General features: G+C 66.7%; 15 protein-coding genes. 8 read left to right on the plus strand and 7 right to left on the minus strand.

Annotated features, from left to right (window positions below; genetic code table 11):
- Positions 1–67: 67 nt before the first annotated feature.
- From QC765_RS12890 to QC765_RS12905, 4 genes are all read left to right on the plus strand, one after another.
- Positions 68–418 carry a HesB/IscA family protein gene (locus tag QC765_RS12890; RefSeq protein WP_278314852.1) on the plus strand — a complete coding sequence of 117 codons (351 nt, stop codon included), beginning with the start codon at positions 68–70 and terminating at the stop codon, positions 416–418.
- A 181-nt stretch (positions 419–599) separates the two neighbouring features.
- Complete coding sequence (locus tag QC765_RS12895) at positions 600–1,577, plus strand: carbohydrate kinase family protein (protein ID WP_278314853.1); 978 nt, start codon at positions 600–602, stop codon at positions 1,575–1,577.
- A gap of 182 nt (positions 1,578–1,759) precedes the next feature.
- Complete coding sequence (locus QC765_RS12900) at positions 1,760–2,209, plus strand: MarR family winged helix-turn-helix transcriptional regulator (protein WP_278314854.1); 450 nt, start codon at positions 1,760–1,762, stop codon at positions 2,207–2,209.
- A complete protein-coding gene (locus QC765_RS12905) occupies positions 2,206–2,595 on the plus strand; it encodes a DUF5313 family protein (RefSeq protein ID WP_278314855.1) in 390 nt (129 codons plus the stop codon). The genes QC765_RS12900 and QC765_RS12905 overlap by 4 nt, the downstream gene beginning before the upstream one ends.
- 51 nt (positions 2,596–2,646) lie before the next feature.
- On the opposite strand, the gene asnB is transcribed toward QC765_RS12905, so the two are convergent.
- Entirely contained in the window at positions 2,647–4,578 is a 1,932-nt protein-coding gene (asnB, locus tag QC765_RS12910; RefSeq protein ID WP_278314856.1) for an asparagine synthase (glutamine-hydrolyzing), read from the minus strand.
- Positions 4,579–4,843: 265 nt separating this feature from the next.
- Here asnB and ctaC point away from each other — a divergent pair, with 265 nt between their 5' ends.
- A complete protein-coding gene (ctaC, locus tag QC765_RS12915) occupies positions 4,844–5,917 on the plus strand; it encodes an aa3-type cytochrome oxidase subunit II (protein WP_278314857.1) in 1,074 nt (357 codons plus the stop codon).
- Between the two features lie 32 nt (positions 5,918–5,949).
- Positions 5,950–6,366, plus strand: a complete 417-nt coding sequence (locus tag QC765_RS12920) for a cytochrome c oxidase subunit 4 (protein ID WP_278314858.1) — start codon at positions 5,950–5,952, stop codon at positions 6,364–6,366.
- Positions 6,367–7,328: 962 nt separating this feature from the next.
- On the opposite strand, the gene qcrB is transcribed toward QC765_RS12920, so the two are convergent.
- From qcrB to ctaE, 4 genes are read right to left on the minus strand one after another with little or no spacing between them, the layout of a single operon-like run.
- Positions 7,329–8,978: a cytochrome bc1 complex cytochrome b subunit gene (gene qcrB / locus QC765_RS12925; RefSeq protein ID WP_373876752.1), complete on the minus strand. Its 1,650-nt coding sequence runs from the start codon at positions 8,976–8,978 to the stop codon at positions 7,329–7,331.
- Positions 8,975–10,153 carry a cytochrome bc1 complex Rieske iron-sulfur subunit gene (gene qcrA, locus QC765_RS12930; RefSeq protein WP_278314859.1) on the minus strand — a complete coding sequence of 393 codons (1,179 nt, stop codon included), beginning with the start codon at positions 10,151–10,153 and terminating at the stop codon, positions 8,975–8,977. The genes qcrB and qcrA overlap by 4 nt, the downstream gene beginning before the upstream one ends.
- The gene (qcrC, locus tag QC765_RS12935; protein WP_278314860.1) at positions 10,150–11,037 is read right to left on the minus strand and encodes a cytochrome bc1 complex diheme cytochrome c subunit; all 888 of its coding nucleotides are present in this window, start codon (positions 11,035–11,037) and stop codon (positions 10,150–10,152) included. Before qcrC ends, qcrA begins: the two co-directional genes overlap by 4 nt.
- Before the next feature lie 55 nt (positions 11,038–11,092).
- A complete protein-coding gene (gene ctaE / locus QC765_RS12940) occupies positions 11,093–11,701 on the minus strand; it encodes an aa3-type cytochrome oxidase subunit III (RefSeq protein ID WP_278314861.1) in 609 nt (202 codons plus the stop codon).
- 160 nt (positions 11,702–11,861) lie between these two features.
- Between ctaE and QC765_RS12945 the strand changes: the two genes are divergently transcribed.
- Both QC765_RS12945 and trpD read left to right on the plus strand, forming a co-directional pair.
- Positions 11,862–12,305 carry a hypothetical protein gene (locus QC765_RS12945; protein WP_278314862.1) on the plus strand — a complete coding sequence of 148 codons (444 nt, stop codon included), beginning with the start codon at positions 11,862–11,864 and terminating at the stop codon, positions 12,303–12,305.
- Between the two features lie 144 nt (positions 12,306–12,449).
- Positions 12,450–13,496: an anthranilate phosphoribosyltransferase gene (trpD, locus tag QC765_RS12950; RefSeq protein WP_278314863.1), complete on the plus strand. Its 1,047-nt coding sequence runs from the start codon at positions 12,450–12,452 to the stop codon at positions 13,494–13,496.
- Positions 13,497–13,554: 58 nt separating this feature from the next.
- Here trpD and QC765_RS12955 read toward each other — a convergent pair whose 3' ends face one another.
- Entirely contained in the window at positions 13,555–13,830 is a 276-nt protein-coding gene (locus QC765_RS12955) for an Lrp/AsnC family transcriptional regulator (protein WP_278314864.1), read from the minus strand.
- Positions 13,827–15,545: a DEDD exonuclease domain-containing protein gene (locus QC765_RS12960; RefSeq protein WP_278314931.1), complete on the minus strand. Its 1,719-nt coding sequence runs from the start codon at positions 15,543–15,545 to the stop codon at positions 13,827–13,829. Before QC765_RS12960 ends, QC765_RS12955 begins: the two co-directional genes overlap by 4 nt.
- Positions 15,546–16,005 lie beyond the last annotated feature (460 nt).

Here is a 16,005-nt window from a genome sequence, read left to right on the forward strand (position 1 = left end):
ACAGGAGTACCGTTGGACCAAGCACCGGAATGTGCACGGTAATTCTGTAGGACCTGAGGGAGAACGCATGACTGTGCAGAACGAGACCACCACCCAGGGTGTGACGCTGACGACCGCTGCGGCGGCGAAGGCAAAAACGCTACTGGAGCAGGAGGGTCGCACTGACCTCTCGCTGCGCATCGCGGTGCAGCCCGGCGGTTGCGCGGGCCTGCGCTACCAGCTGTTCTTCGATGATCGCACGCTCGATGGCGACCATACCCTTGAGGTAGAAGGCGTCACTCTTGCTGTCGATCGCATGAGCGAGCCCTACCTGCATGGCGCCGTCATTGACTTCGTTGACACGATCGAGAAGCAGGGATTCACGATCGACAACCCGAACGCGACAGGCTCCTGCGCGTGCGGCGACTCGTTCAACTGACACGCTGACAACGTGGGGGCGGTCTGGCTCATGGCCAGGCCGCCCTTTCGCGTGCGATGAAACAACCATTGACCGGCATTTCCCGGTGCGTGTGCTTGCATGAGCGACGCGGCGCCGGGGTACTGTAATGCGGCGCGCGCCACAGGCCGGCGCGCTGCGCACCAGCTCGGAAGGGGCAAATGTGGCGATCGCGGTCAGCGGTTCCATCGCGACAGACCATCTGATGACGTTTCCCGGCACGTTCGAGGAACAGCTCGTCGCGGACAAGCTCAGCCAGATCTCGCTGAGCTTCCTCGTTGACGACCTCGTGGTCCGCCGCGGCGGAGTGGGCGGGAACATCGCCTTCGCGATCGGCGTGCTCGGCGGCAACCCCCTGCTGGTGGGCGCTGCGGGCGCGGACTTCGCCGAATACCGCACCTGGTTGCAGCGGCACGGCGTGGATTGCGATGGCGTCCGCATCTCGGAGACCGCGCACACGGCACGGTTCGTGTGCACGACGGATACCGCGATGGCGCAGATCGCCTCGTTCTATCCGGGCGCGATGAGCGAATCGCGGGAGATCTCGATCGCGGGCGTCGTGGATCGCCGGCCCGATATCGACATGGTCCTCATCGGGGCCAACGATCCGGACGCTATGGTCCGGCACACCCGCGAGTGCCGCGAGCTCGGCGTGCCCTTTGCCGCCGATCCCTCCCAGCAGCTCGCCCGCATCGATGGGGCCACCGCGCGTGACCTGATCGACGGCGCGGCCTATCTCTTCACGAACGAGTACGAGTGGGGCCTGCTGCGGCAGAAGACTGGGCTTTCCGAATCGGATGTAGCCGGCATGGTGGGCATCCGTGTCACAACCCTCGGCGCGGGTGGCGTGGATATCGTTGTCCGCGGCGAGGCTCCCGTGCATGTTGATGTCGTGCCTGATGAGGGGCGCGTGGACCCCACCGGTGTGGGCGATGCGTTCCGCGCGGGCTACCTGACCGGCCGCATGGCGAAGCTAGATCATGAGCGTGCTGCCCAGCTGGGCTCCTTGGTCGCCGTGCTAGTCCTGGAGACGGTCGGCACCCAGGAATGGACGTGGAACCGCGGGACGGCGCTCGACCGCATCAAGAATGCTTATGGGGCGGATGCGGCGCGCGAGATCGGCGATATCCTGCCTGGCTGACGGCCTTCGACCTGATCCGGAGCCGGGTACCTCCAGGGGTGCCCGGCTTTGTTCGTTAGCGGGGTGGGGGAGCGAAGCGTCACCGTCGTTCGAGCGTCCAGCAGCATGGCATGTGACTAGCGACCTAATAGATAGTGCACTAATTAGTTGTGCACGACTAGAGCGGGCGCTATCTTTAAGGCATGCCCGCCCCCGACCCGCTAGCCCTCGACCGCCAGGTCTGCTTCGCCCTCGCGGTCGCCAATCGCGCCGTCCTCGCCGTTTACCGGCCACTCCTCGAGCCCATGGGGCTCACGCATCCGCAATACCTCGTCATGCTTGCCCTGTGGGAGCAGGAGCCACGATCGGTCCGCAATATCGGCGAAGCGCTCCAGCTGGACTCGCCCACGCTGTCACCCCTGCTCAAGCGGCTCGAGGCGGCAGGACTGCTCACCCGGGCCCGCAGCCACCAGGACGAACGGCAACTCGAGGTCCACCTCACCGACAAGGGGCGAGCGCTCCGTGCCGAGGCCGAGAAGATCCCGCCCGCTGTCATGCGCAGCCTGGGTGTCACCGAGGCGCAGATCACCGAGCTCCACGACGTCCTCACCCGCATCAATATCGCCGCGCTTGATGCAGGAGCCCTCTCATGACCAGCAACGCCACCCGCCCCGGCCCGCTGCAATGGATCGGCTACAGCTTCGGCCGCACCCTGCCGCCCAGCATGCAGGACTGGGTGCGCAACGATCTCACCGGGGACTGGGCCGTGCCGCGGCATCTCCTCCGCAGCATGGCGCCGTTCGTTCCGATCTACGCGCTCGGCTTCCTGCTCCCGGGACCGCTCAGCCTGCGCGCCGCGGTCGTCCTGCTCGGCGTGCTGCTCGCGCTGTTCTACTCGGCCGCCTACATGGAGCCCAACAGGGCCCGGCGGCTCGAGCGCCACGGCCTGCCCAGCAATCTCCAGAACCCCAGGGCCGCCGCGCGCCACGCGCGCGAGAAGCAGCGCTACGAGGAGGCGCACGGCAAGCACACCGGGTAGCTCGCCGGCGGGCTCTAGCCGTGGCCCGTCGGCGAGCCGGACGTCACGCGATCACAGGGTGACGGGGTACTGGTGATCCTCGATCGCCGGGGTGATCCGCTCCTCCACGAAGATGCCATGCCACACCATGAAGGTGAGCAGGGTCCACAGGCGCCTGCTGTGGTCGGAGACGCCCGCGCGGTGCTCCTCGAGCATCTTGCTGACCGCGGCCAGATCGAGGATGTGATCGGTGCCGGATTCCGCGATCTGATCGCGCGCCCACTCGTACAGCTCGGGTCCGCGCAGCCAGTGCCGCAGCGGCACCGGGAAGCCCAGCTTCGCGCGGTGCAGCACATGGTGGGGAACGATGCCCTCGAGCGACTGCCGCAGCGCATGCTTGGTGGTCTCGCGGGTGATCTTCTGCTTGTAGGGGATCTTCTCCGCGACCGCGAGCACCTCGGGATCAAGGAACGGCACGCGCAGCTCCAGCGAGTTCGCCATCGTCATCTTGTCCGCCTTGACGAGGATGTCGCCGCGCAGCCACGTGAAGAGGTCGAGGTGCTGCATGCGCGCCACCGGGTCCCAGCCCTCGGAGCGGGCATAGATCGGTGCCGTGACGTCCATATGCGTCCACTCGGGCCGGAAGTCCCGCAGCACCGCGCGCAGGTGATGATCCTGGAAGCTGCGCGCGTTGCCGTAGTAGCGCTCCTCGAGCCGCTGCGAGCCGCGCTGCAGCAGGCTCTTGCCGCGCTTGCCCTCGGGCATCCGGTCCGACAACCGGGCTGCAGCACGGCGCATGCCCGGTGTCAGCGCGCTGAACGGCCGCAGCGACAACGGCTCGCGGTAGATGGTGTAGCCACCGAACAACTCATCCGCGCCCTCGCCGGAGAGCACGACCTTTACATGCTTGCGGGCTTCCCGGGCCACGAAGTACAGCGGGACGAGCGCCGGGTCAGCGACCGGATCATCGAGGTACCACACGATCTCCGGGATCGACTTGGCGAACTCCTCCGGCCCCACGATCTTCACCACATGGCGCGCACCGATCGCCTCGGCGGATTCCGCGGCCACGTCCACCTCGGAGTAGCCCTCGCGCTCGAAGCCCGTGGTGAACGTGATCAAGTCCGGGTTGTGCCGGATCGCGAGCGCGGCGATCGCGGTCGAATCGATGCCGCCGGACAGGAACGAGCCGACCGTCACATCCGCGCGCATGTGCTTCGCGACGGAATCCTCGAGCGCGGACGCGATCTCGTCATAGCGCTTCTGCGCCGCATCCTTGCCCTTGGCGAACGGCACCACCGGGAACGACGGCTTGAAGTAGCGCGTGATGCGCGGCGCCTCGCCCGGCCGCACCCACGCGTAGCAGCCCGACTCGAGCCGACGGATGCCCGCGTGCAGAGACTCGGGCTCGGGCACGTACTGCAGCACCAGGTAGTGCTCGGTCGCGCGCGGGTCGAGGCCGAGGTCCAGCTTCAACAGGTCCGCGGCCTCGAGCAGGCTCTTCTTCTCCGAGCCGAAGCCGAAGCCACCGGGGGCATCCGCGATGAACAGTGGCTTGATGCCAAACGGATCGCGAGCGATGAACAGCTCGCGGGTCTCGGTGTCCCAAACCCCGAACGCGAACATGCCGCGCAGTCGCTCCACCGCGCCCGGGCCCCAGTGGTGGAACGCCGCGACGATCGTCTCGCTATCGCCCTCGGTGCGGAACTCGGCGCCGTGCTCGCGGGCCAGCTCCTCGCGGAGCTCCAGGTAGTTGTAGATCTCGCCGTTGAACGTCAGTGCATACCGCTCCGGGTTCTCCGGAGGCCCCCAGCGCAACGGCTGGTGCGAGTGCGCGATGTCGATGATCGAGAGCCGGTTGAAGCCCAGCGCCAGATCTGCGTCATGCCACGTGCCCGCCTCATCCGGACCACGATGGCGCATGCAATGCAAAGCCTCTCCCAGCCGCGGCGCCACCTCCGCGGCAGACCCGTCCGGAGTCAGAATTCCCAGGAGGCCACACACAGCGCACAACACCTCAATCCACGATCAGCGCAGGGGCCACCACGGCGCCCCCGGACAAGCTGGGCAAACTCTTTCGCTAGGGAGTATGCCGCAAAACTTTCACCCGCATGAGGAGACCCGATAGTGCCGGCTGCAAACGCGTGGTCTACGCTGCGTAGTATTCAGGCTCAAGGGTTTGATCCGTGCGGATCCGCGCGCTCGCGGGGTCGGCACACGGTAGGTCTGAACAGGTTAGGTCTGCACATGGTGTGGCAACCAGGAAGGCGTGAACGTGGCACACGGTAGTCGGCGTCGGATTGCGCGACGGACTGGGCTAGCGGCGACTCTCGGTATCGCTGCCGTGCTCCTTTCGGGCTGCTCCATCGACAATACGGTTCTTCGATTCGGCTGGCCCTCGGGTATCACCCCGCAGGCCGAGATGATGCGCGAGTTGTGGACATGGTCGGTGGTCGCTGCTCTCGTTATGGGTGTTCTGGTCTGGGGGCTTACCTTCTGGACCGTGGTGTTCCACCGCAAGAAGAAGGGTGACCCCGACTTCCCGCGGCAAACGGGCTACAACGTGCCCCTCGAGCTGCTCTACACGGCAGTGCCCTTCGTCATCATCGCGGTGCTGTTCTACTTCACCGTCGTTGTGCAGAACTACGTCAACGACAAGGAGCACGGCGAGGCCGACGTCGTTGTCGACGTCACCGCCTACCAGTGGAACTGGAAGTTCGGCTACCGCAACATCGACATGGGCGACGGCACACCGATCTACGATGGCGCCGATCCTGAGGGCGGCCCCCAGCTCGGCTCCGCGGGAGGCGAGGATGACGACCACGGCAACAGCTACGGCCGCATCCACGGCTCCGAGCGGGGCGAGCTCGACTACCTGAGCTACAACACCATCGAGACCCTCGGCTCCAGCGAGGAGATCCCCGTGCTCGTGCTGCCGACGAACCGGCGCATCGAGTTTGTCCTCGCCTCCGCCGACGTCGTTCACTCCTTCTGGGTGCCCGAGTTCCTCTTCAAGCGCGATGTGATGCCGAACCCCGAGGCTAACCGCTCCGACTTCTCCTTCCAGATCAGCGAGATCGAGGAAGAAGGAGCCTTCGTCGGGCGCTGCGCCGAGATGTGCGGCACCTACCACTCCATGATGAACTTCGAGGTCCGCGCGGTGAGCCCGGAGCGGTTCGCCGAGTACATCGAGCTGCGCAAGCCCACCGTCGATGGCGGTCAGGGCCTGACCAACGCTCAAGCGCTCGAAGCGATCGGCGAGGAGCCGGTATCCACCAGCACCGTGCCGTTCGTCACGCAGCGAGAGGCACAGACCGCGATCCCCTTCCGTTCCGGCAACTGACGCCCCCGCACTGAACAAGGACGTGTTCTGACATGAAGATCGAAGCCAAGCTCTTCGAGCTGCTCACGGTGTTCTTCTTCCTCACCGCCATCCTGTATGGGGTGTTCACCTACACCTCGCGTGCCGGGCTGGAATGGGCCGGGCTCACCGCCATCGTGCTCACCGCGGGCCTGACCCTCATCATCGGCACCTACTTCCGGTTCGTGGCACGACGCATCGACACCCGGCCCGAGGACTACGAGGAGGCCGACATCGAGGACGGCACCGGCGACCTCGGCTTCTTCAGCCCTGGCAGCTACTGGCCGGTGCTGCTTGCCCTCTCCGCCGCGCTAGCAGGCATCGCGGTCGCGTTCTTCTACATGTGGCTCATCGCCGTCGCCGCCGTGATCATTCTTGTCGCTGCCGCAGGACTCGTCTTCGAGTACCACTGGGGCCCCGAGAAGCACTGACAACCGCAGAACCGCCTAGTTCGACACCGAAGCCCTCCAGCGCCGATTCCCACGCGCAGGAGGGCTTCGGCGTGCGGAATGGGCTACTGACAGCTGGCCGCGGATGAGTCCCGCAGCCGCATGCTCATGGCTGCGGGCTGGTCTGGCCGCCGCATTGGTTTGGCCGCCGCATTGGCGCCCAGGCTCCCTCCTGCGGCGCGATAACTCCCTCCGCCGGCCCCTAGGAGGGCGGTTCGGCCTACGCGCCGTGGTGGGCGATTGCGGCTGTGTAGCTAGTCCAAGGGTGGCGGAGCAACGGCCCCATGTGTCCAAACGCTCCGAATGCCGTCACACGCGATGGAAGCCGACCTGGGAATCCGGCGACTTCTATCGCGTTTCCTGTAGCGCGCGGATCCTTCGGGCCGGGAGCGGGGGCGCCATCCCTGGGATCATTGACTGGTGGAAACTTTTCCCGCTCTGGTGGGGAAAAGTTTCCACCCACGGTGGCCGCGACCAGTCCCGCGGGGACTTTCGGGCAGTAGCACGGTGATGCCCGCGCAGGTCGCGGTGTGCAGACACTCGATCGGGCGATAGGAACCCGGCGCTTGCTAGGTCACCGCCGTCGGCTTGATCATCCGGCTGCCCTGGCTTGCCGCGTGCCCTGGCTTGCCGCGTGCCCTGGCATGCAGCGGGGCTCGTCCAACAGCGTGCCCCGGCATGTTCTCGTACCGATATCCATGCGCGGCCCGCTAGTGGAAACAAATCCCGAGCAGATCGGGAAAAGTTTCCACTAGCGGGCCGCGTGTCCTTCGAGCCGACCCCGCTGCGTCGACCCCGCTGCGTCGACCTCGCTGCGTCGACCTCGCTGCGCCGATCCCGCGCCGCTATCCCGCGCCGCGATCCCGCACGCGCAAGCGAAGGCCCCCGGGAAGTGATTCCCCGGGGGCCTTCGGTCATTGCGCTGGTGCGCTAGCTAGGACGGATCAGTGCTGATCGTCGCCCTTCTCGATGCCGCGCTGCTGTAGCTTTCGGAGAGCCTGGGCCTGTCGGATATGGGCCTCGTGCTCCTCGTGCTCGAGCAGCTCGCGCTCGTCCGCTGGGTCCGCGGTGAGCAAGCCACCGGAGCCGGGGGCTCCTCCAGCGCCGAGCAGGTTCATCCGCTTGGGCACGGTCGCGCCCTGGTAGGGGAGCGGGACGGGATGCCCATGCTCATCGACGGGCCCGAGCGGCTGGTGCAGCTCGATGTACTCGCCGTGCGGAAGGCGGGTGATGATGCCCGTCTCTATGCCGTGCTCGAGGACCTTGCGGTCGGAGCGCTGAAGCGCGATGCACCAGCGGTAGGTGATGATGTACACCACCGGCGGCAGCACGATCAGGCCGAGGCGACCAAGCCAGGTCGTCGCGTTGAGCGAGATGTGGAACTTGAAGGCGATGATGTCGTTCATGGCCATGAGGAACAGCACGGCGTAGAACGCGAGGGCCATCGCGCCGAGCGAGGTGCGCACGGGCACATCGCGGGGGCGCTGAAGGATGTTGTGGTGCACATCGTCCTTGGTCAGCTTCGCCTCGATGAACGGGTAGGCGAACAGCAGCATGAAGATGATGCCGAGGATCACAGCGACGCCGACCACCGACGGGATCATGTAGTCGCCGATGTAGAAGTCCCAGGCTGGCCAGATGCGCGCCATTCCTTCGGTGAAGAACATGTAGAAGTCCGGCTGGGATCCCGCGGAGATCTGGGAGGCGTTGTATGGCCCAAGGTTCCAGATGGCGTTGATCTGCAGGAAGCCGCTCATCAGGGCAAGGATGCCGAAGATGATGCCGAAGAAGCCACCAGCCTTGACGCCGAACACCGGGAGGACGCGGACGCCGACGACGTTGTTCTCGGTACGGCCGGGGCCGGGGAACTGCGTGTGCTTCTGGTACCACACCAGCGCGAGGTGCGCGGCGATGAGTGCGAGGAGCAGGCCAGGGATGAGCAGGATGTGCGCGACGTAGAGCCTCGCGATGATCAGCTCGCCGGGGAACTCGCCACCGAACACCAGCCAGTGGGTCCAGGTTCCGACGACGGGGAGGGAAAGCATGATCGCGGAGGTAATACGAAGCCCGATGCCGGAGAGCAGGTCGTCGGGGAGGGTGTAGCCCATGAAGCCCTCGGCGATGGTGAGCACGAAGATCATGGAGCCGATGACCCAGTTGGCCTCGCGGGGCTTGCGGAAGCCGCCGGTGAAGAACACCCGCAGCAAGTGCAGGATGATCGATGCGGCGAACAGCAGGGCCGCCCAGTGGTGCAGCTGCCGGACGAACAGGCCGCCGCGGACCTCGAAGGAGAGCTGAAGGGCTGTCTCGTAGGCGCGGGACATCTCGACGCCACGCATGGGCTGGTACGGGCCCTCGTAGACGACGTGCGCGAGCGACGGATCGAAGAACAGCGTCAGGTAGACACCGGTCACGAGGAGGATGACGAAGCTATAGAGCGCGACCTCGCCAAGCAGGAAGGACCAGTGGGTGGGGAACACCTTGTTCATCTGGCGACGCATGCCCGCGGCCATGCGGTACCGCTGGTCCATGTTTATGGCAGCGTTGGCGGCTTCCTTGTTGGCGCGATCCTGGATCGCCTTGCTCGTGCTCATGATTCACGCTCCCCGAGGTCTGGGATCTCCGTGTAGCCGGGCCGTTCCCAGAACGCCGGTCCGACGGGTTCGATGAAGCCTCCGCGCGATACGAAGAAGCCCTCGTCGTCCACGGTGATCGGAAGCTGGGGGAGCGCTCGGGTCGCCGGGCCGAATACGGGCTTGGCGTACTGGAGCGCGTCAAACTGTGACTGGTGGCAGGGGCACAGGATCCGCTGCGTCTGCTGCTCGTACAGGGAGGTCGGGCAGGCGAGGTGGGTGCAGATCTTCGAGTACGCGAAGTAGTCGCCGTAGTTGAAGCTCTCCTGGCCCTGGCGCTTGATGACGCGCGCGGTGTCCGAACTGCGCAAGCGGATGAGCATGACGGGCGCGTACTGGTGCCGCAGCGAGTAGCGCAGCTTGTAGAGATCGCCACGCCATTCTTCCTTGAACGGGAAGACTGTCTCCATGCTGCCCGCGTCGAGGTCCTCGGGACGGACGAGCACGATGTCGTCGATGCGTCCAGTGTCGCGACGCAGGTAGACGGTCTGGCCCGGGTAGTCCTGGTCCCAGGGGGAAGTCCACAGCGGCGCATCGTTGCCGTCGGCCCAGGGGTTCTTGACCATGCCGCCGGCGAGCGCGACGGGCGCGGCGACCGCGAAGGTGCCAACCCCGAAGATCGCCGAGAGCTTGATCATGTTGCGGCGACCAATGGTGGAAGTGTCGTAGGCGTCCTTGAGGAGCGCCACGGTGGTCTTCTGGTCGACCGCGTCGGAGGGGCCATCGTGGCGCTGCTGGACCGCGATCTCCTCGGGGATCATCTTCTTGGCGATCAGGACAGCGGCGATGCCGATGCTGAGGATCGCGGTGCCAAAGGTGAGCCCGTAGAGCGGGGTGGCCCAGTTGTAGAGGTTGTAGCCCTCCTCGCCGAGGCTCTTGTGCTCCCACGGCCAGAAGAGGAATACCGCGATGAAGGCCAGGGCAGAGAGGCCGGAGAGTGCGAACCAGAATACGATCTGGCGCTCCGCGCGCTTCTCGGCCTTGGTGCCCTTCGCGGGCCAGCGGTTGCGGCGGAAGATGACGTCGACGTCATCAAGGTTGGTGCCGAGTCGCGCTAGCTCTTCCTGGCTCATGCTGGCCAGCTCTTCCTCCGAGGGATTCAGGTTCCCTGGAGTGTTCCGGTCAGCGTTGCTCATGACCTCGCTCCGATCCACATCGTGGCGCCGATGACCACTGAGATTCCGAGTACCCACATCGTCATGCCCTCGGAGACGGGGCCGAATCCGCCGAGGCCGTAGCCCCCGGGATCGCGGGTCTCCTGGACGGACTTGACGAAGGCGATGATGTCCCGCTTGTCCTCGGGGGTGAGCTGGCGATCCGAGAACTTCGGCATGTTCTGCGGGCCGGTCAGCATTGCGGTGTAGATGTCGGGCTCGGGCACGCCGACGAGCGAGGGTGCCCACTTGCCGGAGGAGAGAGCGCCGCCCTGGCCGGTGAAGTTGTGGCACGAGGCGCAGTTCTGGCGCCACAGCTCGCCGCCGCGGGCGGGATCGTTGCCGCGCAGCGAGGTAGTGGCTACTTCGCCGCTCGCGGTGCGTGGCACGACTGGTCCGCCGCCGTTCGCCTGGATGTAGGCGCCAAGGGCGTCGATCTGCTGTCCCTCGAACTTGGGGATCTTCCGCATGGCCTGCGCCTCGTTGCGCATGGCGGGCATGCGGCCTGAGGCGACCTGGAAGTACACGGATGCCTCGCCCACGCCGATCAGGCTGGGACCGCGGTCGGCGACGCCCTGCAGGTTCACGCCGTGGCAGGTGACGCAGGAGACGTCATAGATCTGCTTGCCCTCGCGGATCAGCGCAGCGCTGTCCTCGTTGGCGGTCGCGACATGCGCATCGGGGGTGATCGCCGTCGCGAACAGGCCCGCGCCGGTGAGTCCAGCAAGGAGCAGCGCGGCTCCGGTGGCGCGACGGCGCAGCTTGCGCGCGCGGCGGGAGCGGCGGGGCGGCGTGCCGGTCTGTGCGGCCGGCGCGACTGCCTCTCCGCCGGTGGCATCGGCTGGGGGTGGAGGAGATGAGCTCATCGAGATCCCTTTGGTGATGGGGGACGGGCTGGACGGGGCTGGCGCTGTGTGGTCGCTACTGGATGAAGTAGATCGTCGCGAACAGCGCGATCCACACGATGTCCACGAAGTGCCAGTAGTAAGAGACCACGATCGCGGCGGTGGCTTGAGCAGGCGTGAACTTGCTCATCTGGGTCCGCGCGATGATGTACAGGAACGCGATGAGGCCACCGATCACGTGCATGCCGTGGAAGCCGGTGGTCATGTAGAACACCGAGCCGTACACGCTGCCCGAGATCGTAGTGCCGGTGTGCACGAGCTCGAAGTACTCGTAGCCCTGGCCCAGCACGAAGAACAGGCCCATGAGGAAGCTGATGTAGTACCACTTCCGCAGGCCGAACACGTCGCCACGTTCCGCCGCGAACACACCCATCTGGCACGTGAATGATGACAGCACCAGGACGGTGGTGATCATCAGTGCAAAAGGCACGTTGAGGTGCGTGGGCGGTGGCGGCCACTCGGTGGCCTGGGCCTTCGACACGAAGTACATCGCGAAGAGGCCGGCGAAGAACATGAGCTCGCTTGACAGCCACACGATCGTGCCCACGCTGACCATGTTTGGGCGGTTCAGCGAGTGCACACGTTGTGTGATTGCCGTTCCTGAGTTCCCTACTGCGCTCGTCACACTTGGAAGTATGACGTCTCGTCGTACTAAACGTGCAGCCGGGTCCTGATTTGGGTTGATGTTGGCATCGTTTTCCCAGTTGGTGGACGTCTGCTTGCCGCGATTCCGGCGCGGGGCGTGTCGCGTAGGCTGGTCCGGGCGCACTGCGAGGTGCGTGCCGATGAGTCCCGCGGAGGAGCGTGGCGCGATGCTGGATCGCTTGCTGGCACGGTGGCGTCGCCGGGGTCCCGAGCCCCTTGACCCGGATATCGATGATCTGGTGCTCGTGGCGGGCACGCGGGACCCAGCGGAATCGGTGGTGGGGCTCATCGAGTCCTCGCCACGATGGAGGCAGGGCGACCTCGGCGTGCTGCGGTTCTTTCTCGACGTTCCGGCGAACCGCGCCGAGGCTGTCGTGGAGGCGCTAGGCGCCGAGGGGTACTCGCTCCGTCCCGCAGCCGTGACCGAGCCGGGGGACGTGGTTGAAGCCGGGGAGATCATGGTCCAGCGCGTGGATGTCCTCTCGGGGCTGTGGTGCGCCCAGGAGTCCTCCAGGATGGCGAGCCTGCTTTCCCGGCACGGTGGCGGGGTGCTCGGCTGGGAAGCGTGGCAGCGCTCGGGCTGATCGGCCGGGGTTGAGCGGGGCCAGTTGGCGCAGGGGCTCGATGATGCCGGATGGCGTCAGCCACAGCGCGCGGGGCCATTACGATGTGCTCGATGCTGGACCCCACCACCTGAGACCCCACGACCTGAGACGAGGGACACCGACGTGACACTGCATACTCCGGCCCTGGCATGGCCGACCGTGCTGGAGGCGCTGACCTCCCGCAGTGACTTGCCCGCGGAGGCGACGGCATGGGCGATGGACGAGATCATGTCGGACCGGGCAACGCCCGCCCAGATCGCGGCGTTCGGCGTGGCGATGAAGATGAAGGGGCCGACGTCGGCGGAGCTCAGCGGTCTCGCGAACGGCATGCTCGCGCACGCCCGCCGCGTCGAGGGCTGCGTGGACGCGGTGGACATCGTCGGCACGGGCGGCGACAAGTCGAACACGGTCAACATCTCGACGATGTCCGCGATCGTGGTGGCGGCCACCGGGATCAATGTCGTCAAGCATGGCAACCGGGCAGCATCGTCGCGCAGTGGTGGCGCAGATGTGCTCGAGGCGCTCGGCATTCGCATCAATCTGGGGCCCGCGGAGGTAGAGCGCAGCGTCCGCGAGGTCGGCATCGGGTTCTGCTTCGCTCCGGTGTTCCACCCCGCCTACCGTTTCGCTGGAGCGCCGCGCCGCGAGATCGGGATCCCGACCGTGTTCAACGTGCTGGGACCGTTGACGAACCCCGCGCAACCCCGCGCTGGGCTCGTGGGTTGCGCTTTCGAGGGCCTGCTGCCGGTGCTGGCGGGGGTGTTCGCGGATCGAGGCAGCTCGGTGCTGGTGGTGCGGGGCGACGATGGCCTCGATGAGATCACCACGACCACGACCACGACGATGCAGGTGGTGGTGGACGGGACGGTGCGCGAGGAGCGGTTCGATCCCGCGCGGGTCGGCCTCTCGCTGTCGGAGCCGGGTGACCTGAAGGGCGGGGACGCCGAGGACAACGCCGAGATCGCACGGCGGGTGCTAGGGGGCGAGAGGTCCGCGGTGCGCGACGCGGTGGTGCTGAACTCCGCCGCGGCGGTCGCGGCATACAAGGGCGTGCGCGGGGATGTGCACGAGGCGATCGGGGAGGCGATGCGCGAGGTCGAGGCCGCGATCGACGGTGGTGCGGCCGCGACGCTGCTGCACGCCTGGGCGGACTGGACCCAGCGGGCATAGCAGCACCGGCACCGGCCCTGGTCGGGGTCGACCTGGCTGGTCGCCCGCGCCGGGGCCGTCAGTCGCCGAGGGAGAAGGCGGCCTCGACATCGCTGCTCGCGTACTGCTTGAACGCGATCTGGGTGCTGCTTGACCGCACTCCGGGGATCTTGGTGATGCGCTCGGTGACGACGTGCGCGATCTCCTCGTGGCCCCCCACCCGGAGGATCGCGATGAGGTCGATATCGCCCGCGCACGAGTACACCTCGGACACCCCAGGCAGGTCAGCAACGGCCTGCGCGGTCTCGGGAATGCTGTGCGGGTCGGTGTGGATCAGGACAATCGCGGTGATCATGGAGTGAGGGTATCGGTTCGGCGATCCGGGCGGAGCAGTTGGTCGCGTCGCGCGCCGGTACGTGCCTGCTGGCACCAGTCGGCGTGCTGCGCCGCTCCGCGCGCGGGCTGATGGAAGCCGTGGCTGGTGGTGACGATCCGGGTTCCTGGAGTATCGAGCCAGGCGAGGAGGAGCGCGATCTCCTCGGGATGGGTTCCCTCCAGCGGCTCCTCATTGGGAATCGTGGTCTCCGCTGCTGCCTGGAGGTGCTCGGCGACGAGGAGGGGCGAGGTGCCCTGGCGCGCGACGCCAGCCGCGGCCAGGCGACCGCGCCGGATGACCACGAGCTCCCAGCCGCGCTGCCCGTCGGGGCGTCCGACGACTAGCTCATCGATGCGGATCAGCGAGGCGAGGCGCTGGCTGCGGTGCAATGCGAGGCCGAGGTTGGCCGCGCGGTCGCGCAGGCGTGCCGCGGTCTCGAACTTCTCCGCCGCCGCGAGTTGCTCGAGCTGCTGGCGCAGCTCGTCGAGGACGGTGTTGTCGTGCCCGGCGATGGTGGCGCGCGCATGGTCGGTGATCTCTGCATAACTGGACGCGACGAGGCTCCCATGCCGGGAGGCGGCGCACGGCGAGGCGCTGGTGGTTCCGCAATCGGCGGGGTGGATGGCAGTGGCGCCGAGTCGTGCGCGGCAGGTGCGGAGCCCGATCCCGGTAGCGAGGGCCTCGGCTGCTTCCTGGGCATTGGCGCGGCTCGAGAACGGGCCGATGGAGGGCACGCGAGCGGTGCGGGCGACCGCGAGGCGGGGGAACGCCTCGTCAGTGAGGCTGATCCACCAGGCACGTCGCGGGCTCGTGGAGCGCCGATTATAGGGCGGGCTCGTGGCGGCGAGCAGGCGCAGCTCGCGGACCCCGGCCTCGATGGTGTGCGAGCAGGGGATGTGGTCGACCCGCGTGGCGAGCGCGATCATCTCGCGCATCGCGGTGCGCTTCTCGGATCCAGTGAAGTAGCTTCGCACTCGTTTGCGCAGGTTGCCCGAGGTCCCGATGTAGAGCGGCTCGTCGGACGGCCCGCGAAAGATGTAGACGCCTGGTCCGTCGGGCAGCTCATCGGCAAGCGTCCGCTTCGCGCGCACGGTGCTCGGGACACGTGGGTAGTACTGCTCGAGCTCCTCCAGGGTCTGTACTCCCTGGTTCCCGACGCGCTCGAGAAGTGCGTGGAAGACGTCGACGGTGGCGCGGGCGTCGTCGAGCGCCCGGTGCGTGGGCGAGTTGGGCACATTGAAATGCGCGGCGAGCGCGGACAGCTTGGCCGAGGGGGCTTCCCCCCGGTCCAGGATCCGGCGGGCGAGGACAACGGTGCAGAGCGCTCGGGGAAACGGCCAGTCGAACGAGAGACGTGTCGCGGCGGCCCGGAGGAATCCGGTATCGAACCGGGCATTGTGCGCGACCAGGATGCTGTCCCGGGCGAACTCGAGGAAGGCGGGGAGCACCTCGTTGATCGGGGGCGCTTCGCGGACCATGGCGGTAGTGATGCCCGTGAGCTCGATGATGTAGGGCGGTATCTCCCGCTGGGGGTTGACGAGGGTGGCGAACTCGCCGATGCATGCACCGCCACGAACCTTGACCGCACCGATCTCGGTGATGCAGTCGTTCTCGGGGCTGCCGCCGGTCGTCTCGAGATCCACAATGACAAAAGTCGTCTCGTGCAGGTTGTCCTCGAGCTCGGGAAGGCTCATCTGGCCTGCTGGCAGGGGATGCGGGATGGGCACGCCGGTCACAGTAGCCGGGTGGTCCGACAGTCATTGGAGCGGCAGTGGCGGACACGCGGCGCGCCCGGGGCCAAAGTGAGAGAAGGACCACAGGTTTTTCTCAGTGTGCATGGCATCTCGTGGCTGGGGCTTGCTCGGGAAGCCAAGTTTCGCTATGCGAGTTCGCGCAGTAGTCCGGCTGCCAGCAGTTTTAATCGCCCCTACCAGCATTCATCCTATGATTCACGCGGGGCGGCCCGCGGCCTTGGCGCAACGGCCGCGCGCGGCGCGCTCAATGGGGGTCGCTGGGCCTGGATCGCGAGCGGCAAGCGCTCTGACCGTGGGGTTTGCGCGAAACCGACGGCGGGGCAAGCGTTACCGCATTCGAGTGTGATCGCTACCACATACCCGGATCGCCGTTTGGGTGATGGACGAAGCCGAGTCCTTT

Source organism: Hoyosella levis (genome assembly GCF_026008515.1).
Classification (GTDB): Bacteria; Actinomycetota; Actinomycetes; order Mycobacteriales; family Mycobacteriaceae; genus Lolliginicoccus; species Lolliginicoccus levis.

What these genes read in the sequence shown, in the direction of transcription:
- QC765_RS12905 (WP_278314855.1), top strand. Translation starts at nt 2,206, where the DNA reads ATGACCAGCAACGCCACCCGCCCCGGCCCGCTGCAATGGATCGGCTAC.
- qcrB (WP_373876752.1), bottom strand. Translation starts at nt 8,978, where the DNA reads ATGAGCACGAGCAAGGCGATCCAGGATCGCGCCAACAAGGAAGCCGCC.
- QC765_RS12955 (WP_278314864.1), bottom strand. Translation starts at nt 13,830, where the DNA reads ATGATCACCGCGATTGTCCTGATCCACACCGACCCGCACAGCATTCCC.
- QC765_RS12920 (WP_278314858.1), top strand. Translation starts at nt 5,950, where the DNA reads ATGAAGATCGAAGCCAAGCTCTTCGAGCTGCTCACGGTGTTCTTCTTC.
- QC765_RS12960 (WP_278314931.1), bottom strand. Translation starts at nt 15,545, where the DNA reads ATGAGCCTTCCCGAGCTCGAGGACAACCTGCACGAGACGACTTTTGTC.
- QC765_RS12890 (WP_278314852.1), top strand. Translation starts at nt 68, where the DNA reads ATGACTGTGCAGAACGAGACCACCACCCAGGGTGTGACGCTGACGACC.
- qcrC (WP_278314860.1), bottom strand. Translation starts at nt 11,037, where the DNA reads ATGAGCTCATCTCCTCCACCCCCAGCCGATGCCACCGGCGGAGAGGCA.
- QC765_RS12945 (WP_278314862.1), top strand. Translation starts at nt 11,862, where the DNA reads ATGAGTCCCGCGGAGGAGCGTGGCGCGATGCTGGATCGCTTGCTGGCA.
- qcrA (WP_278314859.1), bottom strand. Translation starts at nt 10,153, where the DNA reads ATGAGCAACGCTGACCGGAACACTCCAGGGAACCTGAATCCCTCGGAG.
- QC765_RS12900 (WP_278314854.1), top strand. Translation starts at nt 1,760, where the DNA reads ATGCCCGCCCCCGACCCGCTAGCCCTCGACCGCCAGGTCTGCTTCGCC.